Here is a 19230-nt window from a genome sequence, read left to right on the forward strand (position 1 = left end):
TGCCCCTTCAAACTCAAGATTTCAATGCTTCGGCAAGTTTCGCGATTTTGCCGCGAATCGAGCCATCGATAACCAGGTCGCCGGCGCGGATGACGACACCACCAATAAGGGCAGCGTCCTCCGCAACTTGCAGGCGCACTTCCCGGTTGAGTCGTGCACTGAGAACCTTGGCGAGTTTGTCTTGCTGTTCTTGGTTCAATGCAAAAGCACTGGTTACTTCCACGTCTACCGATTTCTCTTGTTCGGCCTTGTACAGGTCAAACAGAGCGGCGATCTCCGGCAGAAGCGGGAGACGGTCGTTTTCGGCAACGACGTGAATGAAGTTCTGTGCCTTGGCATCAAACTTGTCGCCGCACACGTCAATAAACGTGGCGGCCTTTTCTGCGCTCGTCAGTCGCGGGGCCTTGAGCACGCGCTGCATGGTGTCGTCTTCCGACACCAGTGCTGCCAGGCCGAGCATGGCTGACCAATTGGCCAGTTGCTGGTGGGCCTGAGCGTGCTCGAAGGCCGCCTTAGCGTAAGGTCGGGCCAACGTGGTCAGTTCTGCCATGATCGCCCTCGCTTAGATTTCAGCAGCCAGTTGGTTAACCAGCTCTGCGTGCGCGTTTTGATCGATTGTGGCACCCAGGATCTTCTCGGCGCCGCCGACTGCCAGCAAGCCCACTTGGGCACGCAGCGCGTCTTTGACACTGTTCAGTTCCTGTTCGATCTCGGCCTGAGCCTGAACCTTCACACGGTCAGCGTCGATACGGGCTTTTTCAACAGCCTCTTCGACAATCTGATTACCGCGTTTCTTGGCTTGCTCGATGATTTCAGCTGCCTGAGCTTTCGCTTCGCGCAGTTGCTGACCCGCTTTCTCTTGGGCCAACTCCAGGTCGCGAGCTGCTCGGCTGGCAGCGTCCAGACCATCAGCGATCTTCTTTTGACGTTCGTGCAGAGCCGCAATGACCGGAGGCCATACGAACTTCATGCAGAACAGTACAAAAATCAGGAACGCAACGGACTGGCCAATCAGGGTCGCATTAATGTTCACGCCAACACCTCGCAGTTACGTTGTCCATCACACCAAATTACCCGGAAGATCCGAGTAATTAGCCAGCGATCTGACCAACGAACGGGTTCGCAAAGGTGAAGAACAGAGCGATACCAACACCGATCATGGTTACGGCGTCGAGCAGACCGGCAACGATGAACATTTTAACTTGCAGCATTGGAACCATTTCTGGCTGACGCGCTGCGCCTTCCAGGAACTTGCCGCCCAGCAGGCCGAAACCAATTGCGGTACCCAGTGCGCCCAGGCCGATCAACAGTGCAACAGCGATAGCGGTTAGACCAACTACAGTTTCCATCTTTCCTCCCGACTTTTACGTCGTATGGTTTAGGTTTTTTAGATTTTAAAGCGGTAAAACAAATCGTTTCATAGCCCTGTTAGGGCACCCACCCGTTTGACCGGGTGGGACATCAGACCAGTCGAGACTGGTCTTAATGGTTCTCTTCGTGCGCCATCGACAGGTAAACGATGGTCAGCATCATGAAGATAAATGCCTGCAGGGTGATGATCAGGATGTGGAACACAGCCCACGCCCACTGCAGAACTACGCCCAGGCCGCTAAGCCAGAGCAGACCGCTGCCGAACATCACAGCGATCAGAATGAACACCAACTCACCGGCATACATGTTGCCGAACAGACGCAGAGCCAGGGAGATCGGCTTGGCGATCAGGGTCACGAATTCCAGCAGGAAGTTCACCGGAATCAGCAGCGCCTGAACAAAGATGTTCTTGCTGCCGAACGGGTGCAGGGTCAGCTCGCCAATGAAGCCGCCGAGGCCCTTGATCTTGATGCTGTAGAAAATGATCAGCGCGAATACCGTGAAGGCCATGGCCAGAGTCGCGTTCGGGTCGGTGGTCGACACGGCGCGGAACGGGATGTGGTGGTCGCCGGAGATCAGGATGGCCAGCTGAGGAATCCAGTCGACCGGTACCAGGTCGATGGCGTTCATCAGGAACACCCAGACGAAGATGGTCAGTGCCAGTGGTGCAACCACCGGGCTACGGCCATGGAAGCTGTCTTTCACGCTGCCATCGACGAATTCGACCAATACTTCAACGAAGTTCTGCAAAGCACCAGGTACACCGGTAGTCGCCTTCTTTGCCGCCATGCGGAAAAGAAGAACGAAGATCAGACCCAATGCGACCGACCAGCCGAGGGTATCGACGTGGAAAGCCCAGAAGCCCATTTCCTTGGCTTCTGCTGCGGAGTGGGCAAAGCCCCAGCCGCCGTTGGGTAGCTGACCGAAGGTCAGGTTCTGCAAGTGGTGCTGGATATAGCCCGAAGCGGTTGTTTCTGCCATGGTTGCCTCAAACGCCCTAAGGTCTCGAAAGTCTTGTTCTCATAAGCAGGGGAGCGAACCAGCTGACCAGTTGGGTCAGCACGAAGACGCCGAATACTGCTAACGGCGCCAATGGCTTCACACCTGCAAACGTCAATGCAAACAGCACTGCCGTCAAAATCAGTTTGCCCGCCTCGCCGGCATAAAAAGACCGGACGATGGCTTGAGCTGCTCGGGCGCCGGAAAACCGAAATGCCCTGTGAGCGAAATAAATATTGGGAAGCAAGGCTATCAGGCCTCCGCAAAGTCCTGAGTACCCGGCAACGACTCCATACCATCGCCAGAGCGCCAAAGCGGCAATCAGCAAAACGACAAGTTGAGCCATTAACACCGGAAAAACAGCCAATCGATGGAAAGGCAAGCGGTCTGGCGTGCGGTTTTCCATCACTTTTGCTCCCCAATGGTCGGCTGCCGAAATTCAATAACTTGGCATAATTTGTGCCGACAAAATGCGCGCAGAGTATAGGGGCGGTTCTGCCCCTATTCAACTGTCAGGTAGTGATTTCCGACTTCACGCTACAAGAGGAATTGTTTCAGCGGATGTGTGCGAGCACACCTTGAAGTTCATCAAGAGAGTTGTAGCCGATCACCAACTGCCCCTTACCCTTCTTTCCGTGGCGGATCTGCACCGCAGAGCCTAGGCGCTCGGCCAGGCGCTGCTCGAGCCGGGCGATATCCGGGTCCGGTTTTGCCGGTTCCACAGGCTCCGGTTTGCCACTCAACCACTGGCGAACCAGTGCTTCAGTCTGGCGCACAGTCAGCCCCCGTGCGACAACATGTCGCGCCCCTTCAACCTGTTGGTTTTCCGGTAAACCCAGCAAGGCACGGGCATGACCCATTTCCAGGTCGCCGTGAGACAGCATGGTCTTGATGACTTCCGGCAACGAAATCAGGCGCAACAGGTTGGCCACGGTGACGCGGGACTTACCCACAGCCTCGGCCACTTGTTGCTGAGTCAGCTGGAATTCCTGCTGCAAACGCTGCAAGGCCACCGCTTCTTCGATTGGATTGAGGTCTTCGCGCTGGATGTTCTCGATCAGCGCCATGGCGATGGCGGTTTCATCCGGCACATCGCGAACCATCGCCGGGATGGTTTCCTGGCCAGCCTGCTGGCTGGCGCGCCAGCGGCGTTCGCCGGCGATGATTTCGAAGCGGCCGCTGCCAATCGGGCGAACCACGATCGGCTGCATCACGCCCTGGGCCTTGATCGACTGCGCCAGCTCTTCCAGCGCCTGAGGATCCATGTCCCGACGTGGCTGGTACTTGCCACGCTGGATCAGGTCCAGGGGCAGGTGCTGCAGCTCACGCTGGTCGGCTTGCACCGCTTGTTCTTCCAGCGAGCTGACAGTCGGACCACTCAGCAGTGCATCCAGTCCACGTCCGAGACCTCGTTTCTTGACGGCCATGGGGATTCCTTAAGTTGCCTGGGCAGCGGCGGTGCGTGAATTTTTGCGTTGACGGCGAACCATCTCACCGGCCAATGCCAGGTAGGCAATCGCGCCGCGCGATGATTTATCGTACGCCAGCGCCGGCATGCCATAGCTTGGCGCTTCGGCCAGACGGATGTTGCGCGGAATCACGGTGTCGTAGAGCTGATCGCCAAAGTGTTCCTTGAGCTGCGCCGAGACGTCGTTCATCAGGCTCAGGCGCGGGTCGTACATGGTCCGCAACAGGCCTTCGACTTTCAGGTTCGGGTTCAGCAGTTCGGCAATGCGCTTGATGTTATCCACAAGGTCGCTCAACCCTTCGAGCGCGAAGTACTCACACTGCATGGGGATAATGACCCCGTCGGCGGCAACCAACGCATTGAGCGTGAGCATCGACAGCGATGGCGGGCAGTCGATCAAAATGTAATCGTAGTTTTCACGGATCGGCGCCAACGCGCTGCGCAGGCGGCTTTCCTTCATCTGCATTTCCAGCAGAACGACTTCGGCCGCGGTCAGATCGCGGTTGGCCGGCAACAACTGGTAACCACCGTGTTCGGAATAGTGCATGGCCTGGGCCAGATCACATTCACCGATCAACAGATCGTAGACCGAGTTTTCCAGGCCGTGTTTATCCACACCGCTACCCATGGTGGCGTTGCCCTGTGGATCAAGATCGATCAACAGCACCCGACGCTTGGTAGCGACCAGGGAAGCTGCGAGGTTGATGCAGGTGGTGGTCTTGCCCACACCACCCTTTTGGTTCGCTATCGCGAATACCTTAGCCATTCTTGCTTGTGTTCCCAATCATGCCGTGCGGCGCAGTATCAGCAGATGGCGTTGGCCTTGGCAACCGGGTACGGCCAGGGCGTGTTCGCTATCGAGGTGGAAGTCTGCCGGCAATGCTACCAGCTCATCGGCGGGATGAACGCCCTTCATTGCCAGCCAGCGTGTATCGGCGTCGCCCAAATGGCGAGTCCAGTTGCTGAAGTTCTCCATGCTGCTGAACGCCCGGGAAATGATCCCGTTGAATGGCAGTTCAGGCTGGAAGGCTTCGACGCGACTGTGGATAACTTGCAGGTTATCCAGTTTGAGTTCGAGTTTGACCTGGGTCAGGAAGCGGGTTTTCTTGCCGTTGCTGTCCAGACAGGTCACCTGGGACTCTGGAAACAGGATCGCCAAAGGAATACCCGGCATACCGCCGCCGCTGCCAACGTCGAGCCAGCGACCGTTTTCGACGAACGACATCACGCTCAAGCTATCGAGCAGGTGACGGGAGACCATTTCGTCCGGATCGCGCACGGCGGTCAGGTTGTAAGCCTTGTTCCATTTGATCAACAAGGCCAGATAACCCAGCAGCTGAGCGTGCTGGGCTTCCGTCAGTGTGACACCGAGCTGGCGAGCACCTGTGGATAACTCTTCTGCATGTTGCGAGGTAACCAACGAACTCAAGCGCTTTGCTCCAACTGACGGCCCGCGCCGCGTTTTTTCAAATGAATCATCAACAGCGAAATCGCCGCAGGGGTCACGCCCGGAATCCGCGACGCCTGGCCCAAAGTCTCTGGACGGGTCGCACCGAGCTTGCTCTGGATCTCCTTGGAGAGACCGGAGATGTTCGTGTAATCGATATCCACAGGCAGTTTGGTGTCTTCGCTGGCCCGCAGGCGTGCGATTTCATCCTGTTGACGGTCGATGTAACCGGCGTATTTGGTCTTGATTTCGACCTGTTCGGCGACCTGTGGATCTTCTGCGCCCCCGCCAGTCACGGCGATCAGACCAGCGTAGTCGATTTCCGGACGGCTCAGCAGGTTGAGCAAATTGTATTCGTGGGTCAGCGGCGTGCCGAACTTCTCGGCAATCGCATCGCCCTGTTCGGTGCCCGGGCGGACCCAGGTACTTTTCAGGCGTTGTTCTTCCAGATCGATGCTTTCGCGTTTTTTGCAGAAAGCCGCCCAACGCACGTCATCCACCAGACCCAGTTCGCGACCTTTTTCGGTCAGGCGCAGGTCGGCGTTGTCTTCGCGCAGAATCAAGCGGTATTCGGCGCGGGATGTGAACATCCGATACGGTTCCTGGGTACCGAGGGTAATCAGGTCGTCAACCAAAACGCCGATGTACGCTTCATCGCGACGCGGGCACCAGGCTTCTTTGCCCTGGGCTCGCAGTGCGGCGTTGGCTCCGGCCAGCAAACCCTGGGCGCCGGCTTCTTCGTAACCGGTGGTGCCGTTGATCTGCCCGGCGAAGAACAAACCGGCGATCACTTTGGTTTCCAGGCTGTATTTCAGGTCACGCGGGTCGAAGTAGTCGTACTCGATGGCGTAGCCCGGACGCACGATGTGCGCGTTTTCCATGCCGCGGATCGATTGCACGATCTGCAATTGCACGTCGAACGGCAAGGATGTGGATATCCCGTTCGGGTACAGCTCGTGAGTGGTCAAACCTTCCGGTTCGATGAAGACCTGGTGGCTTTCCTTGTCGGCAAAGCGGTGGATCTTGTCTTCGATCGATGGGCAATAACGTGGGCCGATGCCTTCGATCAACCCGGCATCGGAATACATCGGCGAACGGTCGAGGTTGGCGGCAATGATTTCGTGGGTCCGGGCGTTGGTGTGGGTGATCCAGCAGCTGACCTGTTTCGGGTGCTGTTCTTTGGAGCCCATGAACGACATTACCGGGATCGGCGTATCACCGGCTTGCTCGGTCATGACCGAGAAATCCACAGACCGACCGTCGATACGCGGCGGAGTACCGGTTTTCAGGCGACCGACACGCAACGGCAGTTCACGCAGACGATGAGACAGGGCAATCGAAGGCGGATCACCGGCGCGACCGCCGGAATAATTCTGCATGCCGATGTGGATAAGTCCACCGAGGAAGGTGCCCGTCGTCAGCACCACGGAGTCGGCGAAGAAACGCAGGCCCATTTGGGTGACAACGCCGCGCACTTGTTCCTGTTCGACGATCAGGTCGTCCGCGGCCTGTTGAAATATCCACAGGTTCGGCTGGTTTTCCAAAGCTTCGCGGACAGCGGCCTTGTACAGCACTCGATCTGCCTGGGCGCGAGTGGCACGCACGGCTGGGCCTTTGCGGCTGTTCAATACGCGAAATTGAATACCGCCTTTATCGGTAGCCATGGCCATCGCGCCGCCCAGGGCATCGATTTCCTTGACCAGATGGCTTTTGCCGATCCCACCAATGGCGGGGTTGCAGCTCATGGCACCGAGGGTTTCCACGTTATGCGTCAGCAACAGGGTTTTTGCCCCCATACGTGCTGATGCAAGTGCTGCCTCGGTACCGGCATGACCGCCGCCGATGACGATCACTTCAAAACGGGAAGGGAAATCCACCACGCACCTCGTGCCTGCTTTAGTCAGGTAATCCGGAATAGTTTGAGCTCAGGTTCTTGGACCTGGTCGGCAAGTATAGGGACTTCGCCCTTCCTAAAGAACCCTTTGCACAAAATTTAACCAGCTGTGGAGAAGTCGGGGTTATAGAAATTAAAAAGAGAGAAATTTATTAAATCTTTGTTTTTATGTTTATTTCTACTGACCCACCTTTCTGTGGATAGATTCATACAGGCCTTTATTTTCAATGTGTACAGAGATTCAAAACCCTGTGGTCATGTGCCGAGGAGGCCCTTGGATAACCGGTGTAAGCCTGTGGATGAAAGGGGTTGTTATCCACAGCGGCGGTTATCTTCAGTTTTGAGGCCTTGTTATCAACTGCCCTTAGCGGCAGTTATTCACAGGGCTTAATCCACAGAAAAGGGCTGACCGGGCAAATCCCGGGCACGGAAAATCCGCGCGAACAGAAAAATCTGCTCGGGAGCGGAGGGCTATTTCAGAAGAAGGGGAGCAGACAGGCCAGAACGGCCTGTCTGTGGGTAACGCAGAAGGATTATTTACCGATGCAGAAGCTGGAGAAGATCCTGCCCAGCAGATCATCGGAGCTGAATGCCCCGGTGATCTCGCCCAAGGACTGCTGGGCTTGCCGCAAATCTTCGGCCAGCAGTTCACCGGCACCCGCTAACGTCAGCTGTGCGCGGCCGTGTTCGAGGGACGCACTCGCATGGCGCAGTGCCTCCAAGTGACGCCTGCGAGCACTGAAGCTGCTTTCAGAGGTCTGCTCGTAACCCATGCAAGCCTTGAGATGCTCGCGCAACAACTCCAGGCCTTCGCCGGCGGACCTGGCACTGAGACTGATCGTTACGTGGCCATCGTTACTGACTTCCAGGGCAATTGCTTCGCCCGTCAGGTCTGCCTTGTTACGAATCAGCGTCACTTTTGCAGGATCCGGGCGGGTTTCAAGGAATTCAGGCCACAAGGCAAATGGATCAAGGGCCTCGGGAGCGGTGGCATCGACCACCAGCAACACCCGATCCGCTTCGCCGATGGCTTTCAATGCCCGTTCAACGCCGATTTTTTCCACCTGATCATCGGTATCCCGCAGCCCGGCAGTGTCGACCACATGTAACGGCATGCCATCGATGTGGATATGTTCGCGAAGAATGTCCCGGGTCGTGCCGGCAATCTCGGTCACGATCGCGGCTTCACGTCCGGCCAAGGCATTCAGAAGGCTGGACTTGCCGGCATTCGGCCGACCGGCGATGACTACCGTCATGCCGTCACGCAGCAAGGCCCCCTGCCCGGCTTCCCGAAGCACTGTGGATAATTCGTCGCGCACTTTATCCAGCATACTCAGTACATGGCCATCGGCGAGGAAGTCGATTTCTTCTTCAGGGAAGTCGATGGCCGCTTCGACGTAAATGCGCAGGCCTATCAGTTGCTCGGTAAGGTTATGCACACGCTGGGAAAACGCTCCTTGCAACGAACGCAGCGCATTTCGTGCTGCCTGTGCAGAACTCGCCTCGATCAGGTCGGCAATAGCTTCGGCCTGAGCCAGGTCAAGCTTGTCATTGAGGAAGGCGCGTTCGCTGAATTCACCCGGCCGGGCCAGACGGCAGCCCAGTTCCAGGCAGCGTTTGAGCAACATATCCAGGACGATTGGTCCGCCGTGGCCCTGCAGCTCCAGCACATCTTCGCCGGTGAACGAATTCGGTCCCGGGAAATACAGCGCGATGCCTTCGTCCAGCACCTCTTCATTTTCACTGAGGAACGGGCCGTAATGGGCGAACCGCGGTTTCAGTTCGCGGCCGCTGATGGCTTTGGCCGCCACACTCGCCAGCGGCCCGGAAATACGGACGATGCCCACACCGCCGCGACCTTGAGCGGTGGCGACGGCTGCGATGGTTTCACGAGGAACGCTCATAAACCGGTATCCAGACAAAAGTGACAGATAGCAAAACGCCCCACTAGGGGGCGTTTTGAGTGGTTATCCACAGTGTAAATCAGGCAGCTGCTTTGGTAGCCGCTTCGATCTTACGAGTGATGTACCACTGTTGGGCGATCGACAGGCAGTTGTTCACTACCCAGTACAGTACCAGACCGGCCGGGAACCACAGGAAGAAGAAGGTGAAGATGATTGGCATCAGCTTCATCACCTTGGCCTGCATCGGATCCGGAGGCGTCGGGTTCAACTGCTGCTGGATGAACATGGTTGCGCCCATGATGATCGGCAGAATGAAGAACGGATCCTTGATCGACAGGTCAGTAATCCACAGCATGAATGGCGCCTGGCGCATTTCCACGCTTTCCAGCAGAACCCAGTACAGCGAAAGGAAAACCGGCATCTGCACCAGGATTGGCAAGCAGCCACCCAGTGGATTGATCTTCTCTTTCTTGTACAGCTCCATCATGGCTTGCGACATTTTCTGCCGGTCTTCGCCATGTTGCTCTTTCAGCGCGGCCAGTTTCGGTGCCACTGCACGCATGCGTGCCATGGATTTGTAGCTGGCGGCCGACAGCGGGAAGAAAATCCCCTTGATCAGCATGGTCAGGAAGATGATCGAGAAGCCCCAATTACCAACCAGCGCGTGGATATGTTGCAGCAACCAGAAGATTGGCTGGGCAATGAACCACAGAATGCCGTAGTCGACGGTCAGTTCCAGGCCTGGGGACAACTGTTTCAGCACAGCCTGGCTTTTTGGACCTGCGTACAGAACGGCGCTGGTTTCAACCTTGGCACCTGGCGCAGCGGTCAGAGAAGGACCGGTGTAGCCAATGATGTAGTTGCCTTTGCTGTCTTTACGGGTCTGGACGACGTTGTTTTCGCCCTTGGCCGGAATCCACGCGGTCACGAAGTAATGCTGCAACCAGGCAACCCAGCCACCGCTGACGGTTTCTTTCAGCTGAGCCTTGTCCATGTCCTTCATCGACACTTTCTTGTACGGCTCGTTACTTGTCCACAGGGCGGCGCCCAGGTAAGTCGCGGTGCCGGTGGCAGTGCTGGAAGAAGGATCGGAACTGGCATCACGCTTCAGTTGCGCGAACATTGCACCGGACCAGGGCTGAGCGCTCTGGTTGTCGATCAGGTAGGAAACGGTTACGTCATACAGGCCACGTTTCAGGGTGAAACGCTTGATGTAGTTGACGCCGTCCTTGCTGAACTTCAGGTCCACGACCAATTGGTCCTGACCGTCAGCCAGTTGATAAATCTTCTTCTCGGAGGAGTAAACCGGACGACCGGCAGGACTTGCGTCCGGACCGTTGGTGCCGATCAGGCCGCTCTGAGCCAGATAAGTCCGCTCGTTGCCGTTATCGAACAGCTGGAATGGAATTTCCGGATGGTCCTGGCGACGTGGATACAGCGGCAGCGTCAACTGGGCAACATCACCACCTTGTGGATCGATAGCCAGGTTGAGCACATCCGTTTTGATCTGGATGAGGTCTTTGCTTGCAGCCACTGGCGTTTCAGCAGGTGCAGTTGCACTGGTATCGCTTGCGGCGCGCGGGATGTCGTCACTGGCGGAAGCATTATTGCCAGTCGCCGTATCCGGTAGACCCGGTGCGGTAGTACTGGAAGCAACATTCTGAGTCGGCAGGGCAGCCTGGCCATAGTCCTGGTTCCATTTAAGAACCATAACGTAGGACACGATTGCCAGGGCGACGATCAGGATCGTGCGTTTGATATCCATGATTACTCGGCCATCGAAGAAGAACGGGAGGTAGGGATAGGTGGAACCGGGTCATAACCACCGGGATTCCACGGATGACAGCGACCTAAACGACGAAAGGTCAGCCAGCCACCGCGCAGAAGGCCATGATTTTCTATGGCTTCTAACGCGTAGCAGGAACAACTGGGGTAGAAACGACAGTGATTGGCCATCAGGGGACTAATGGCATAGCGATAAAACTGGATCGGAACGAGTGCCAGTTTACGCATCGGGACTGTCTACCCCTACAGTTTCGGCTTTGACTGCTGGTACCGGCTTGCTGCGTGCCAGACGTTTCCAGAGTTTGCCGAAATGCTGAATCAATTCGGGGTTTTCTACGTCACCCAAACCTTTGCGCGCGACGATAACAATGTCCCAACCGACCAGTGAATCCTGGTTCAGGCGAAACGATTCGCGCATCAGACGTTTGAGGCGATTGCGCTCGACGGAGAGCTTTACGCTCTTTTTCCCGATAACCAGCCCGAGACGGGGGTGATCAAGATCGTTATTGCGCGCAAGGAGCAGGAGATTTTTCCCCGGAACCTTGCCGGTAGGGGAGTCAAAGACTGCCTTGAAATGCCGGGGAGTAAGCAGACGCTTATCCCGACTGAAGTCCTGACTCACCTCCAGTGCCGGATTATCAAACTGCCAGACGCGCACGACCTTTGGCGCGACGACGCGACAGGACGGCACGACCGTTCTTGGTAGCCATGCGAGCACGGAAACCGTGGGTACGAGCGCGTTTGATAGTGCTTGGTTGGAAAGTACGTTTCATTGTCGTGTTACCTGGTTCGTCCACAACGGGCCGGAATGGCCCCCGTTTTAAGAGACCGGGGATTCTAGAGAAAGCAAGCCTCTAGGTCAATTTCCAACCAACGTTTCCTTATAAATAGATCTCCAGAGGATTTGCTCGTCCGCAGGTCGTTCGCTAGATATAGAAATAAAGAAGGGAATTATTTAAAGCTTTTCTGTAAAGCTTGTAAAAGCTAGGCACGCGATCATCTGTGGATAACTGCCTTAAGCCCTTAAAAACCGTGATGTACAGAGAATGACAACTACAGTGGAAAACGGTGATCAGCCTGTGCTGTGCTATCGGATAAGCTGTGTGTGGAAAGATCAGTTATCCACAGGCAGGTTATCCACCGAGTTTCGCCTCCACTTGTCCAGTGCCCTCATGGGCGGTTATCCACAGAGCTTATGCACATACCGTTGGTCTTCTTTTTGAGGGTTAACGCGTTGATAATTCATGCCCTGCGCGCAACCTGCATGTGGATAAGTGGGCGTCTGGCCGCTACAATGACCGCTTGTTTTTGCCTCACCGGCTTTCAACTTAGGGGATATCCGTGTCAGTGGAACTTTGGCAGCAGTGCGTGGAGCTTTTGCGCGATGAGCTGCCTGCCCAACAATTCAACACTTGGATCCGCCCGCTACAGGTCGAAGCCGAAGGCGACGAGTTGCGTGTCTACGCACCGAATCGTTTTGTTCTCGACTGGGTAAACGAAAAGTACCTGGGCCGCGTCCTTGAACTGCTGGATGAGCACGGCAATGGCATGGCGCCGGCGCTTTCCTTATTAATAGGCAGCAAACGCAGTTCGGCACCGCGTGCGGCACCCAATGCCCCGTTGGCCGCTGCGGCGTCCCAGGCTCAGGCGGCGGCCGCACCGGTCAGCGCTCCTGCTCCGGCACCGGCACCGACCAAGCGTTCGACGCAAAAAGTTGCCGAGGTCAGTGAAGAGCCGTCCCGCGACAGCTTCGACCCTATGGCCGGCGCCAGTTCGCAACAGGCCCCGGTTCGTTCCGAGCAGCGCACGGTGCAGGTCGAAGGTGCGCTCAAGCACACCAGCTACCTGAACCGCACATTCACCTTCGAGAACTTCGTCGAAGGTAAGTCCAACCAACTGGCACGGGCTGCGGCCTGGCAGGTGGCGGACAACCCTAAACACGGTTACAACCCACTCTTCCTTTATGGCGGCGTCGGTTTGGGTAAAACCCACTTGATGCACGCTGTGGGTAACCACCTATTAAAGAAGAACCCGAATGCCAAGGTCGTGTACCTGCATTCGGAGCGTTTCGTGGCCGACATGGTCAAGGCGCTGCAGCTGAACGCGATCAACGAGTTCAAGCGCTTCTACCGTTCGGTGGATGCGTTGCTGATCGATGACATTCAGTTCTTCGCTCGCAAGGAACGTTCGCAGGAAGAGTTTTTCCACACCTTCAACGCCCTGCTCGAAGGTGGCCAGCAGGTCATTCTCACCAGTGACCGCTATCCGAAAGAAATCGAAGGCCTTGAAGAACGCCTCAAATCCCGCTTTGGCTGGGGCCTGACGGTTGCCGTCGAGCCGCCGGAGCTGGAAACCCGCGTAGCGATCCTGATGAAAAAGGCCGACCAGGCCAAAGTCGATCTGCCACACGACGCGGCATTCTTCATTGCCCAGCGTATTCGCTCCAACGTCCGTGAGCTGGAAGGCGCGCTTAAACGCGTGATCGCCCACTCGCACTTCATGGGCCGCGACATCACCATCGAGTTGATTCGCGAATCCCTGAAAGACTTGTTGGCGTTGCAAGATAAACTGGTCTCTGTGGATAACATTCAGCGCACCGTCGCTGAGTATTACAAGATCAAGATCTCCGACCTGCTGTCCAAGCGTCGTTCACGCTCGGTAGCACGTCCGCGTCAGGTCGCTATGGCGTTGTCCAAGGAATTGACCAACCACAGCCTGCCGGAAATCGGCGATGTGTTTGGCGGCCGCGACCACACGACTGTTTTGCACGCCTGCCGCAAGATCAACGAGCTTAAGGAATCCGACGCGGACATCCGCGAGGACTACAAGAACCTGCTGCGTACACTGACCACTTGATGAACACCAGCGCAGCTTATTAAGGCAAGGGACTAGACCATGCATTTCACCATTCAACGCGAAGCCCTGTTGAAACCCCTGCAACTGGTCGCAGGCGTCGTCGAGCGCCGACAGACCTTGCCGGTGCTTTCCAACGTGCTGCTGGTTGTCGAAGGCCAGCAACTGTCGCTGACCGGTACCGACCTGGAAGTCGAGCTGGTCGGTCGTGTGCAACTCGAAGAGCCTGCAGACCCGGGTTCCATCACTGTGCCTGCGCGCAAGCTGATGGACATCTGCAAGAGCTTGCCGAACGATGCGCTGATCGACATCAAGGTCGACGAGCAGAAGCTTGTGGTGAAGGCCGGCCGTAGCCGCTTCACCCTGTCGACCCTGCCGGCCAATGACTTCCCGACGGTGGAAGAAGGCCCGGGTTCGCTGACCTGCAGCCTGGAGCAAAGCAAACTGCGTCGCCTGATCGAACGCACCAGCTTCGCCATGGCGCAGCAGGACGTGCGTTACTACCTCAACGGCATGCTGCTGGAAGTCTCGGCCGGGATCATCCGCGCCGTGGCGACCGACGGTCACCGTCTGGCCATGTGCTCGATGCAGGCCGATATCGGTCAGCCGGATCGTCATCAGGTCATCGTGCCACGCAAAGGTATTCTGGAACTGGCGCGTCTGCTGACCGAGCCGGATGGCAACGTCAGCATCGTGCTGGGCCAGCACCACATCCGTGCCACCACCGGCGAGTTCACCTTCACCTCGAAACTGGTCGACGGTAAATTCCCTGACTACGAGCGCGTTCTGCCTAAAGGTGGCGACAAGCTGGTACTCGGCGATCGCCAAGCCTTGCGTGAAGCGTTCAGCCGTACCGCGATTCTGTCCAACGAGAAGTACCGCGGCATCCGTCTGCAACTGGCCAACGGTCAGCTGAAGATCCAGGCGAACAACCCGGAGCAGGAGGAAGCGGAAGAAGAAGTGGGCGTTGAGTACAACGGCGGCTCTCTGGAAATCGGCTTCAACGTGAGCTACCTGCTCGACGTATTGGGCGTGATGACCACCGAGCAGGTTCGCCTGATCCTGTCCGACTCCAACAGCAGTGCGCTGGTGCAAGAGTCCGACAACGACGACTCGGCTTACGTTGTCATGCCGATGCGTCTGTAATCATGCTCAGCAGAAGCTAGATGTCCTTAAGTCGCGTCTCGGTCACCGCGGTGCGCAATCTGCACCCGGTGACCTTCTCCCCCTCCCCCCGAATCAACATTCTTTACGGCGCCAACGGCAGCGGCAAAACCAGTGTTCTGGAAGCCATTCATCTGCTGGGGCTTGCCCGTTCGTTTCGTAGCACCCGCCTGTTGCCGGTCATTCAGTACGAGCAATTGGCGTGCACGGTATTTGGCCAGGTCGAGTTGGCCGAGGGCGGGCACAGCGCATTGGGGATATCTCGCGATCGTCAGGGAGAGTTCCAGATCCGTATCGACGGGCAGAACGCCCGTAGTGCGGCACAACTGGCGGAGATCCTGCCGCTGCAGTTGATCAACCCGGACAGCTTCCGCCTGCTGGAAGGCGCGCCGAAGATTCGCCGGCAGTTTCTCGACTGGGGTGTGTTCCACGTGGAACCGCGATTTATGTCTACGTGGCAGCGCTTGCAGAAGGCCTTGCGCCAGAGAAACTCTTGGCTGCGGCATGGTACACTTGACGCCGTTTCGCAAGCGGTTTGGGACAGGGAACTGTGCCAGGCCAGCGATGAAATAGATGAATACCGCCGCGCTTACATCAAAGCCTTGAAACCAGTCTTTGAACAGACCTTGAGCGAACTGGTTGAGCTTGAGGGCTTGACGCTCAGCTATTACCGAGGCTGGGACAAAGACCGTGAGTTGAGTGCAGTGCTCGCTGGATCCCTTCAGCGGGATCAGCAAATGGGTCATACCCAGGCCGGACCACAACGGGCTGATTTGCGTCTCCGATTAGGCGCACATAACGCCGCGGACATCTTGTCCCGTGGTCAGCAGAAGTTGGTGGTCTGTGCATTGCGGATTGCCCAAGGGCACTTGGTCAGCCAGGCCCGACGCGGCCAGTGTATTTATCTGGTGGATGACTTGCCGTCCGAACTGGACGAGCACCACCGTCGCGCGCTTTGTCGCTTGCTGGAAGACTTACGCTGCCAGGTTTTTATCACCTGTGTAGATCACGAATTATTGAGGGAAGGCTGGCAGACGGAAACGCCAGTCGCTTTGTTCCACGTGGAACAGGGCCGTATCACCCAGACCCACGACCATCGGGAGTGAAGGCATTGAGCGAAGAAAATACGTACGACTCAACGAGCATTAAAGTGCTGAAAGGCCTGGATGCCGTACGCAAACGTCCCGGTATGTACATTGGTGACACCGACGATGGCAGCGGTCTGCACCATATGGTGTTCGAGGTGGTCGATAACTCGATCGACGAAGCTTTGGCCGGCCACTGCGACGACATCAGCATCATTATCCACCCGGATGAATCCATCACCGTTCGCGACAACGGTCGTGGCATCCCGGTAGACGTGCACAAAGAAGAAGGCGTCTCGGCGGCCGAGGTCATCATGACCGTACTGCACGCCGGCGGTAAGTTCGACGACAACTCCTACAAAGTATCCGGCGGTCTGCACGGTGTAGGTGTATCGGTGGTTAACGCCCTGTCCGAAGAACTGGTCCTGACCGTTCGCCGCAGCGGCAAGATCTGGGAACAGACTTACGTCCACGGTGTTCCGCAAGAACCGATGAAAATCGTTGGCGACAGCGAGTCCACCGGTACCCAGATTCACTTCAAGCCTTCGGCTGACACCTTCAAGAACATCCACTTCAGCTGGGACATCCTGGCCAAGCGGATTCGCGAACTGTCCTTCCTCAACTCCGGTGTCGGCATCGTCCTCAAGGACGAGCGCAGCGGCAAGGAAGAGTTGTTCAAGTACGAAGGTGGTCTGCGTGCGTTCGTTGAATACCTGAACACCAACAAGACTGCGGTCAACCAGGTGTTCCACTTCAACATCCAGCGTGAAGACGGCATCGGCGTGGAAATCGCCCTGCAGTGGAACGACAGCTTCAACGAGAACCTGTTGTGCTTCACCAACAACATTCCGCAGCGCGATGGCGGTACTCACCTGGTGGGTTTCCGTTCGGCACTGACGCGTAACCTGAACACCTACATCGAAGCGGAAGGCCTGGCGAAGAAGCATAAAGTCGCCACCACCGGTGACGATGCCCGCGAAGGCCTGACGGCGATCATTTCGGTGAAAGTGCCGGATCCGAAGTTCAGCTCCCAGACCAAAGACAAGCTGGTGTCTTCCGAAGTGAAGACCGCGGTCGAACAGGAAATGGGCAAGTACTTCTCCGACTTCCTGCTGGAAAACCCGAACGAAGCCAAACTGGTCGTTGGCAAGATGATCGATGCGGCGCGTGCCCGTGAAGCGGCGCGTAAGGCTCGTGAGATGACCCGCCGCAAAGGTGCGCTGGACATCGCCGGCCTGCCGGGCAAACTGGCGGACTGCCAGGAAAAAGACCCTGCTCTTTCCGAACTGTACCTCGTGGAAGGTGACTCTGCTGGCGGCTCCGCCAAGCAGGGACGTAACCGCAAGACCCAGGCCATCCTGCCATTGAAGGGCAAGATCCTGAACGTCGAGAAGGCGCGCTTCGACAAGATGATCTCTTCGCAAGAAGTGGGCACCTTGATCACCGCGCTAGGCTGCGGCATCGGTCGCGACGAGTACAACATCGACAAGCTGCGTTATCACAACATCATCATCATGACCGATGCTGACGTCGACGGTTCGCACATCCGTACCCTGCTGCTGACCTTCTTCTTCCGTCAGCTGCCGGAGCTGATCGAGCGTGGCTACATCTACATCGCTCAGCCGCCGCTGTACAAAGTGAAGAAAGGCAAGCAAGAGCAATACATCAAAGACGACGACGCCATGGAAGAGTACATGACGCAGTCGGCCCTGGAAGATGCGAGCCTGCACCTGAACGAAGAAGCCCCGGGTATCTCCGGTGAAGCCCTCGAGCGTCTGGTGAATGACTTCCGTCTGGTGATGAAGACCCTCAAGCGCCTGTCGCGCCTGTACCCGCAGGAACTGACCGAGCACTTCATCTACCTGCCAGCCGTGAGCATGGAGCAACTGTCCGATCACGCAGCGATGCAGGATTGGCTGGCTCAGTACGAAGTTCGCCTGCGCACCGTCGAGAAGTCCGGCCTGGTCTACAAGGCCAGCTTGCGCGAAGACCGTGAACGTAACGTCTGGCTGCCAGAGGTCGAACTGATCTCCCACGGCCTGTCGAACTACGTCACCTTCAACCGCGACTTCTTCGGCAGCAACGATTATAAGACCGTCGTCTCCCTGGGCGCTCAACTGAGCACCCTGCTGGACGATGGCGCTTATATCCAGCGTGGTGAACGCAAGAAAGCCGTCACCGAGTTCAAGGAAGCCCTTGAATGGTTGATGGCCGAAAGCACCAAGCGTCATACCATCCAGCGATACAAAGGTCTGGGTGAGATGAACCCAGATCAGCTGTGGGAAACCACCATGGATCCGGGCTCGCGCCGCATGCTCAAAGTGACCATCGAAGACGCCATCGGCGCCGACCAGATCTTCAACACCCTGATGGGTGATGCGGTCGAACCTCGCCGTGACTTCATCGAAAGCAACGCCCTGGCGGTGTCCAACCTGGACTTCTGATCCCGCAGGACCGCTACAACGAAAAAGGCCAACGCTAAGCGTTGGCCTTTTTTATTGATCGAAGGAATGTAACAGCTGTTCACTCGCTGGCAGTCGCTACGCTCTCAAGCCGATACCCATACCCGTAAATCGTCAGCAGTTGCCAACCGCGATCAGCCGTCAGCCCCAGTTTGTTGCGCAGGCGATAAATATGAGTATCCAGGGGCCGGGAGGACACGATTTCTTCATGGGTCCAAAAGCGCTCATACAAGTATTCACGGGATAAAGGTCGACCCAGATTGGCGAACAGGCAGCGGGCGAGACGGTATTCCCGTTCGGTCAGGCTGATGGGGGTGGAGGCACGGGTGACAGTGAGTTCGGCGTCGTCGAATTCGAGGTCATTGAATGTGAGTATTTCGGTGGCTGCCGCGCGTTGCAGTCCATGCCGACGAAGCACGGCGCTCACCCGAGCCATCAGCTCGTTAGGACGAAACGGTTTGCTCACGTAATCGTCGGCTCCGGCGTTCAAGGCCTGGACGATATCGCTTTCAGTATCGCGACTGGTGAGCATGATCGCGGCCGGTGGTGAGTCCATGTGTTCCCGGGTCCAGCGCAACAACGACAGACCGCTGATGTCGGGCAATTGCCAGTCGAGGATCAGCAGATCGAAAGTTTCCCGGCGAAGTTGCCGTAACAGGTCCTCTCCCCGCTCGAAACTGTGCAACGTCCACGTCTGCTCCCCCGTGACGGGGATCTGTCGCAGTGTCTGTTCCACCCGGCGGAGTTCGGCGGGTTCGTCATCCAGTATTGCGACACGCATGCCGAGTGCTTCCTTCA

The 19230-nt window shown here is 57.0% G+C and carries 19 protein-coding genes; 4 read left to right on the plus strand and 15 right to left on the minus strand.

Annotated elements, in window-relative coordinates:
* Positions 1 to 13: 13 nt before the first annotated feature.
* The 14 genes from ACCC96_RS05895 to rpmH form a co-directional block, all read right to left on the minus strand.
* Positions 14 to 550 (minus strand): F0F1 ATP synthase subunit delta, encoded by a 537-nt coding sequence (locus ACCC96_RS05895; RefSeq protein WP_019580345.1) that lies wholly within the window; start codon positions 548 to 550, stop codon positions 14 to 16.
* Between the two features lie 12 nt (positions 551 to 562).
* The gene (locus tag ACCC96_RS05900; RefSeq protein ID WP_008064601.1) at positions 563 to 1033 is read right to left on the minus strand and encodes a F0F1 ATP synthase subunit B; all 471 of its coding nucleotides are present in this window, start codon (positions 1031 to 1033) and stop codon (positions 563 to 565) included.
* A 58-nt stretch (positions 1034 to 1091) separates the two neighbouring features.
* A complete protein-coding gene (gene atpE, locus ACCC96_RS05905) occupies positions 1092 to 1349 on the minus strand; it encodes a F0F1 ATP synthase subunit C (protein ID WP_003097235.1) in 258 nt (85 codons plus the stop codon).
* Between the two features lie 133 nt (positions 1350 to 1482).
* Entirely contained in the window at positions 1483 to 2352 is an 870-nt protein-coding gene (atpB, locus tag ACCC96_RS05910) for a F0F1 ATP synthase subunit A (RefSeq protein WP_007934337.1), read from the minus strand.
* 16 nt (positions 2353 to 2368) lie between these two features.
* Positions 2369 to 2776 (minus strand): F0F1 ATP synthase subunit I, encoded by a 408-nt coding sequence (locus ACCC96_RS05915; protein WP_007934335.1) that lies wholly within the window; start codon positions 2774 to 2776, stop codon positions 2369 to 2371.
* A gap of 148 nt (positions 2777 to 2924) precedes the next feature.
* Entirely contained in the window at positions 2925 to 3797 is an 873-nt protein-coding gene (locus tag ACCC96_RS05920) for a ParB/RepB/Spo0J family partition protein (RefSeq protein WP_007934333.1), read from the minus strand.
* A gap of 9 nt (positions 3798 to 3806) precedes the next feature.
* Positions 3807 to 4604 (minus strand): ParA family protein, encoded by a 798-nt coding sequence (locus ACCC96_RS05925; protein ID WP_007934331.1) that lies wholly within the window; start codon positions 4602 to 4604, stop codon positions 3807 to 3809.
* A gap of 18 nt (positions 4605 to 4622) precedes the next feature.
* Positions 4623 to 5267, minus strand: a complete 645-nt coding sequence (gene rsmG, locus ACCC96_RS05930; protein WP_007934329.1) for a 16S rRNA (guanine(527)-N(7))-methyltransferase RsmG — start codon at positions 5265 to 5267, stop codon at positions 4623 to 4625.
* Positions 5264 to 7162 (minus strand): tRNA uridine-5-carboxymethylaminomethyl(34) synthesis enzyme MnmG, encoded by a 1899-nt coding sequence (gene mnmG / locus ACCC96_RS05935; RefSeq protein WP_413695207.1) that lies wholly within the window; start codon positions 7160 to 7162, stop codon positions 5264 to 5266. The genes rsmG and mnmG overlap by 4 nt, the downstream gene beginning before the upstream one ends.
* A gap of 550 nt (positions 7163 to 7712) precedes the next feature.
* A complete protein-coding gene (gene mnmE, locus ACCC96_RS05940; protein WP_018927324.1) occupies positions 7713 to 9083 on the minus strand; it encodes a tRNA uridine-5-carboxymethylaminomethyl(34) synthesis GTPase MnmE in 1371 nt (456 codons plus the stop codon).
* A 79-nt stretch (positions 9084 to 9162) separates the two neighbouring features.
* On the minus strand, positions 9163 to 10848 hold the full coding sequence (gene yidC / locus ACCC96_RS05945) for a membrane protein insertase YidC (RefSeq protein WP_018927323.1): 1686 nt from the start codon (positions 10846 to 10848) through the stop codon (positions 9163 to 9165).
* A 2-nt stretch (positions 10849 to 10850) separates the two neighbouring features.
* Positions 10851 to 11096 carry a membrane protein insertion efficiency factor YidD gene (gene yidD, locus ACCC96_RS05950; RefSeq protein WP_003213574.1) on the minus strand — a complete coding sequence of 82 codons (246 nt, stop codon included), beginning with the start codon at positions 11094 to 11096 and terminating at the stop codon, positions 10851 to 10853.
* The gene (gene rnpA, locus ACCC96_RS05955) at positions 11089 to 11490 is read right to left on the minus strand and encodes a ribonuclease P protein component (RefSeq protein ID WP_026286513.1); all 402 of its coding nucleotides are present in this window, start codon (positions 11488 to 11490) and stop codon (positions 11089 to 11091) included. Before rnpA ends, yidD begins: the two co-directional genes overlap by 8 nt.
* Positions 11491 to 11506: 16 nt before the next feature.
* Complete coding sequence (gene rpmH / locus ACCC96_RS05960; RefSeq protein ID WP_003213577.1) at positions 11507 to 11641, minus strand: 50S ribosomal protein L34; 135 nt, start codon at positions 11639 to 11641, stop codon at positions 11507 to 11509.
* Positions 11642 to 12209: 568 nt separating this feature from the next.
* Between rpmH and dnaA the strand changes: the two genes are divergently transcribed.
* Genes dnaA through gyrB form a run of 4 tightly spaced genes read left to right on the plus strand, consistent with a single transcriptional unit; the run spans position 12210 to position 18414 of the window.
* A complete protein-coding gene (gene dnaA / locus ACCC96_RS05965; protein WP_026346036.1) occupies positions 12210 to 13724 on the plus strand; it encodes a chromosomal replication initiator protein DnaA in 1515 nt (504 codons plus the stop codon).
* Positions 13725 to 13763: 39 nt separating this feature from the next.
* Positions 13764 to 14867: a DNA polymerase III subunit beta gene (gene dnaN, locus ACCC96_RS05970; protein WP_007903001.1), complete on the plus strand. Its 1104-nt coding sequence runs from the start codon at positions 13764 to 13766 to the stop codon at positions 14865 to 14867.
* A 20-nt stretch (positions 14868 to 14887) separates the two neighbouring features.
* Positions 14888 to 15991: a DNA replication/repair protein RecF gene (gene recF, locus ACCC96_RS05975; protein ID WP_018927321.1), complete on the plus strand. Its 1104-nt coding sequence runs from the start codon at positions 14888 to 14890 to the stop codon at positions 15989 to 15991.
* A gap of 5 nt (positions 15992 to 15996) precedes the next feature.
* Positions 15997 to 18414, plus strand: coding sequence for a DNA topoisomerase (ATP-hydrolyzing) subunit B (gyrB, locus tag ACCC96_RS05980; RefSeq protein ID WP_007934319.1), 2418 nt, complete (start codon positions 15997 to 15999; stop codon positions 18412 to 18414).
* 79 nt (positions 18415 to 18493) lie between these two features.
* On the opposite strand, the gene ACCC96_RS05985 is transcribed toward gyrB, so the two are convergent.
* Positions 18494 to 19213, minus strand: coding sequence for a response regulator transcription factor (locus ACCC96_RS05985; RefSeq protein WP_026286512.1), 720 nt, complete (start codon positions 19211 to 19213; stop codon positions 18494 to 18496).
* Between the last annotated feature and the right edge of the window lie 17 nt (positions 19214 to 19230).

Origin of the sequence: Pseudomonas sp. Pseusp11, from assembly GCF_047304405.1 — a bacterium.
In the GTDB taxonomy this organism is placed as follows: Bacteria; Pseudomonadota; Gammaproteobacteria; order Pseudomonadales; family Pseudomonadaceae; genus Aquipseudomonas.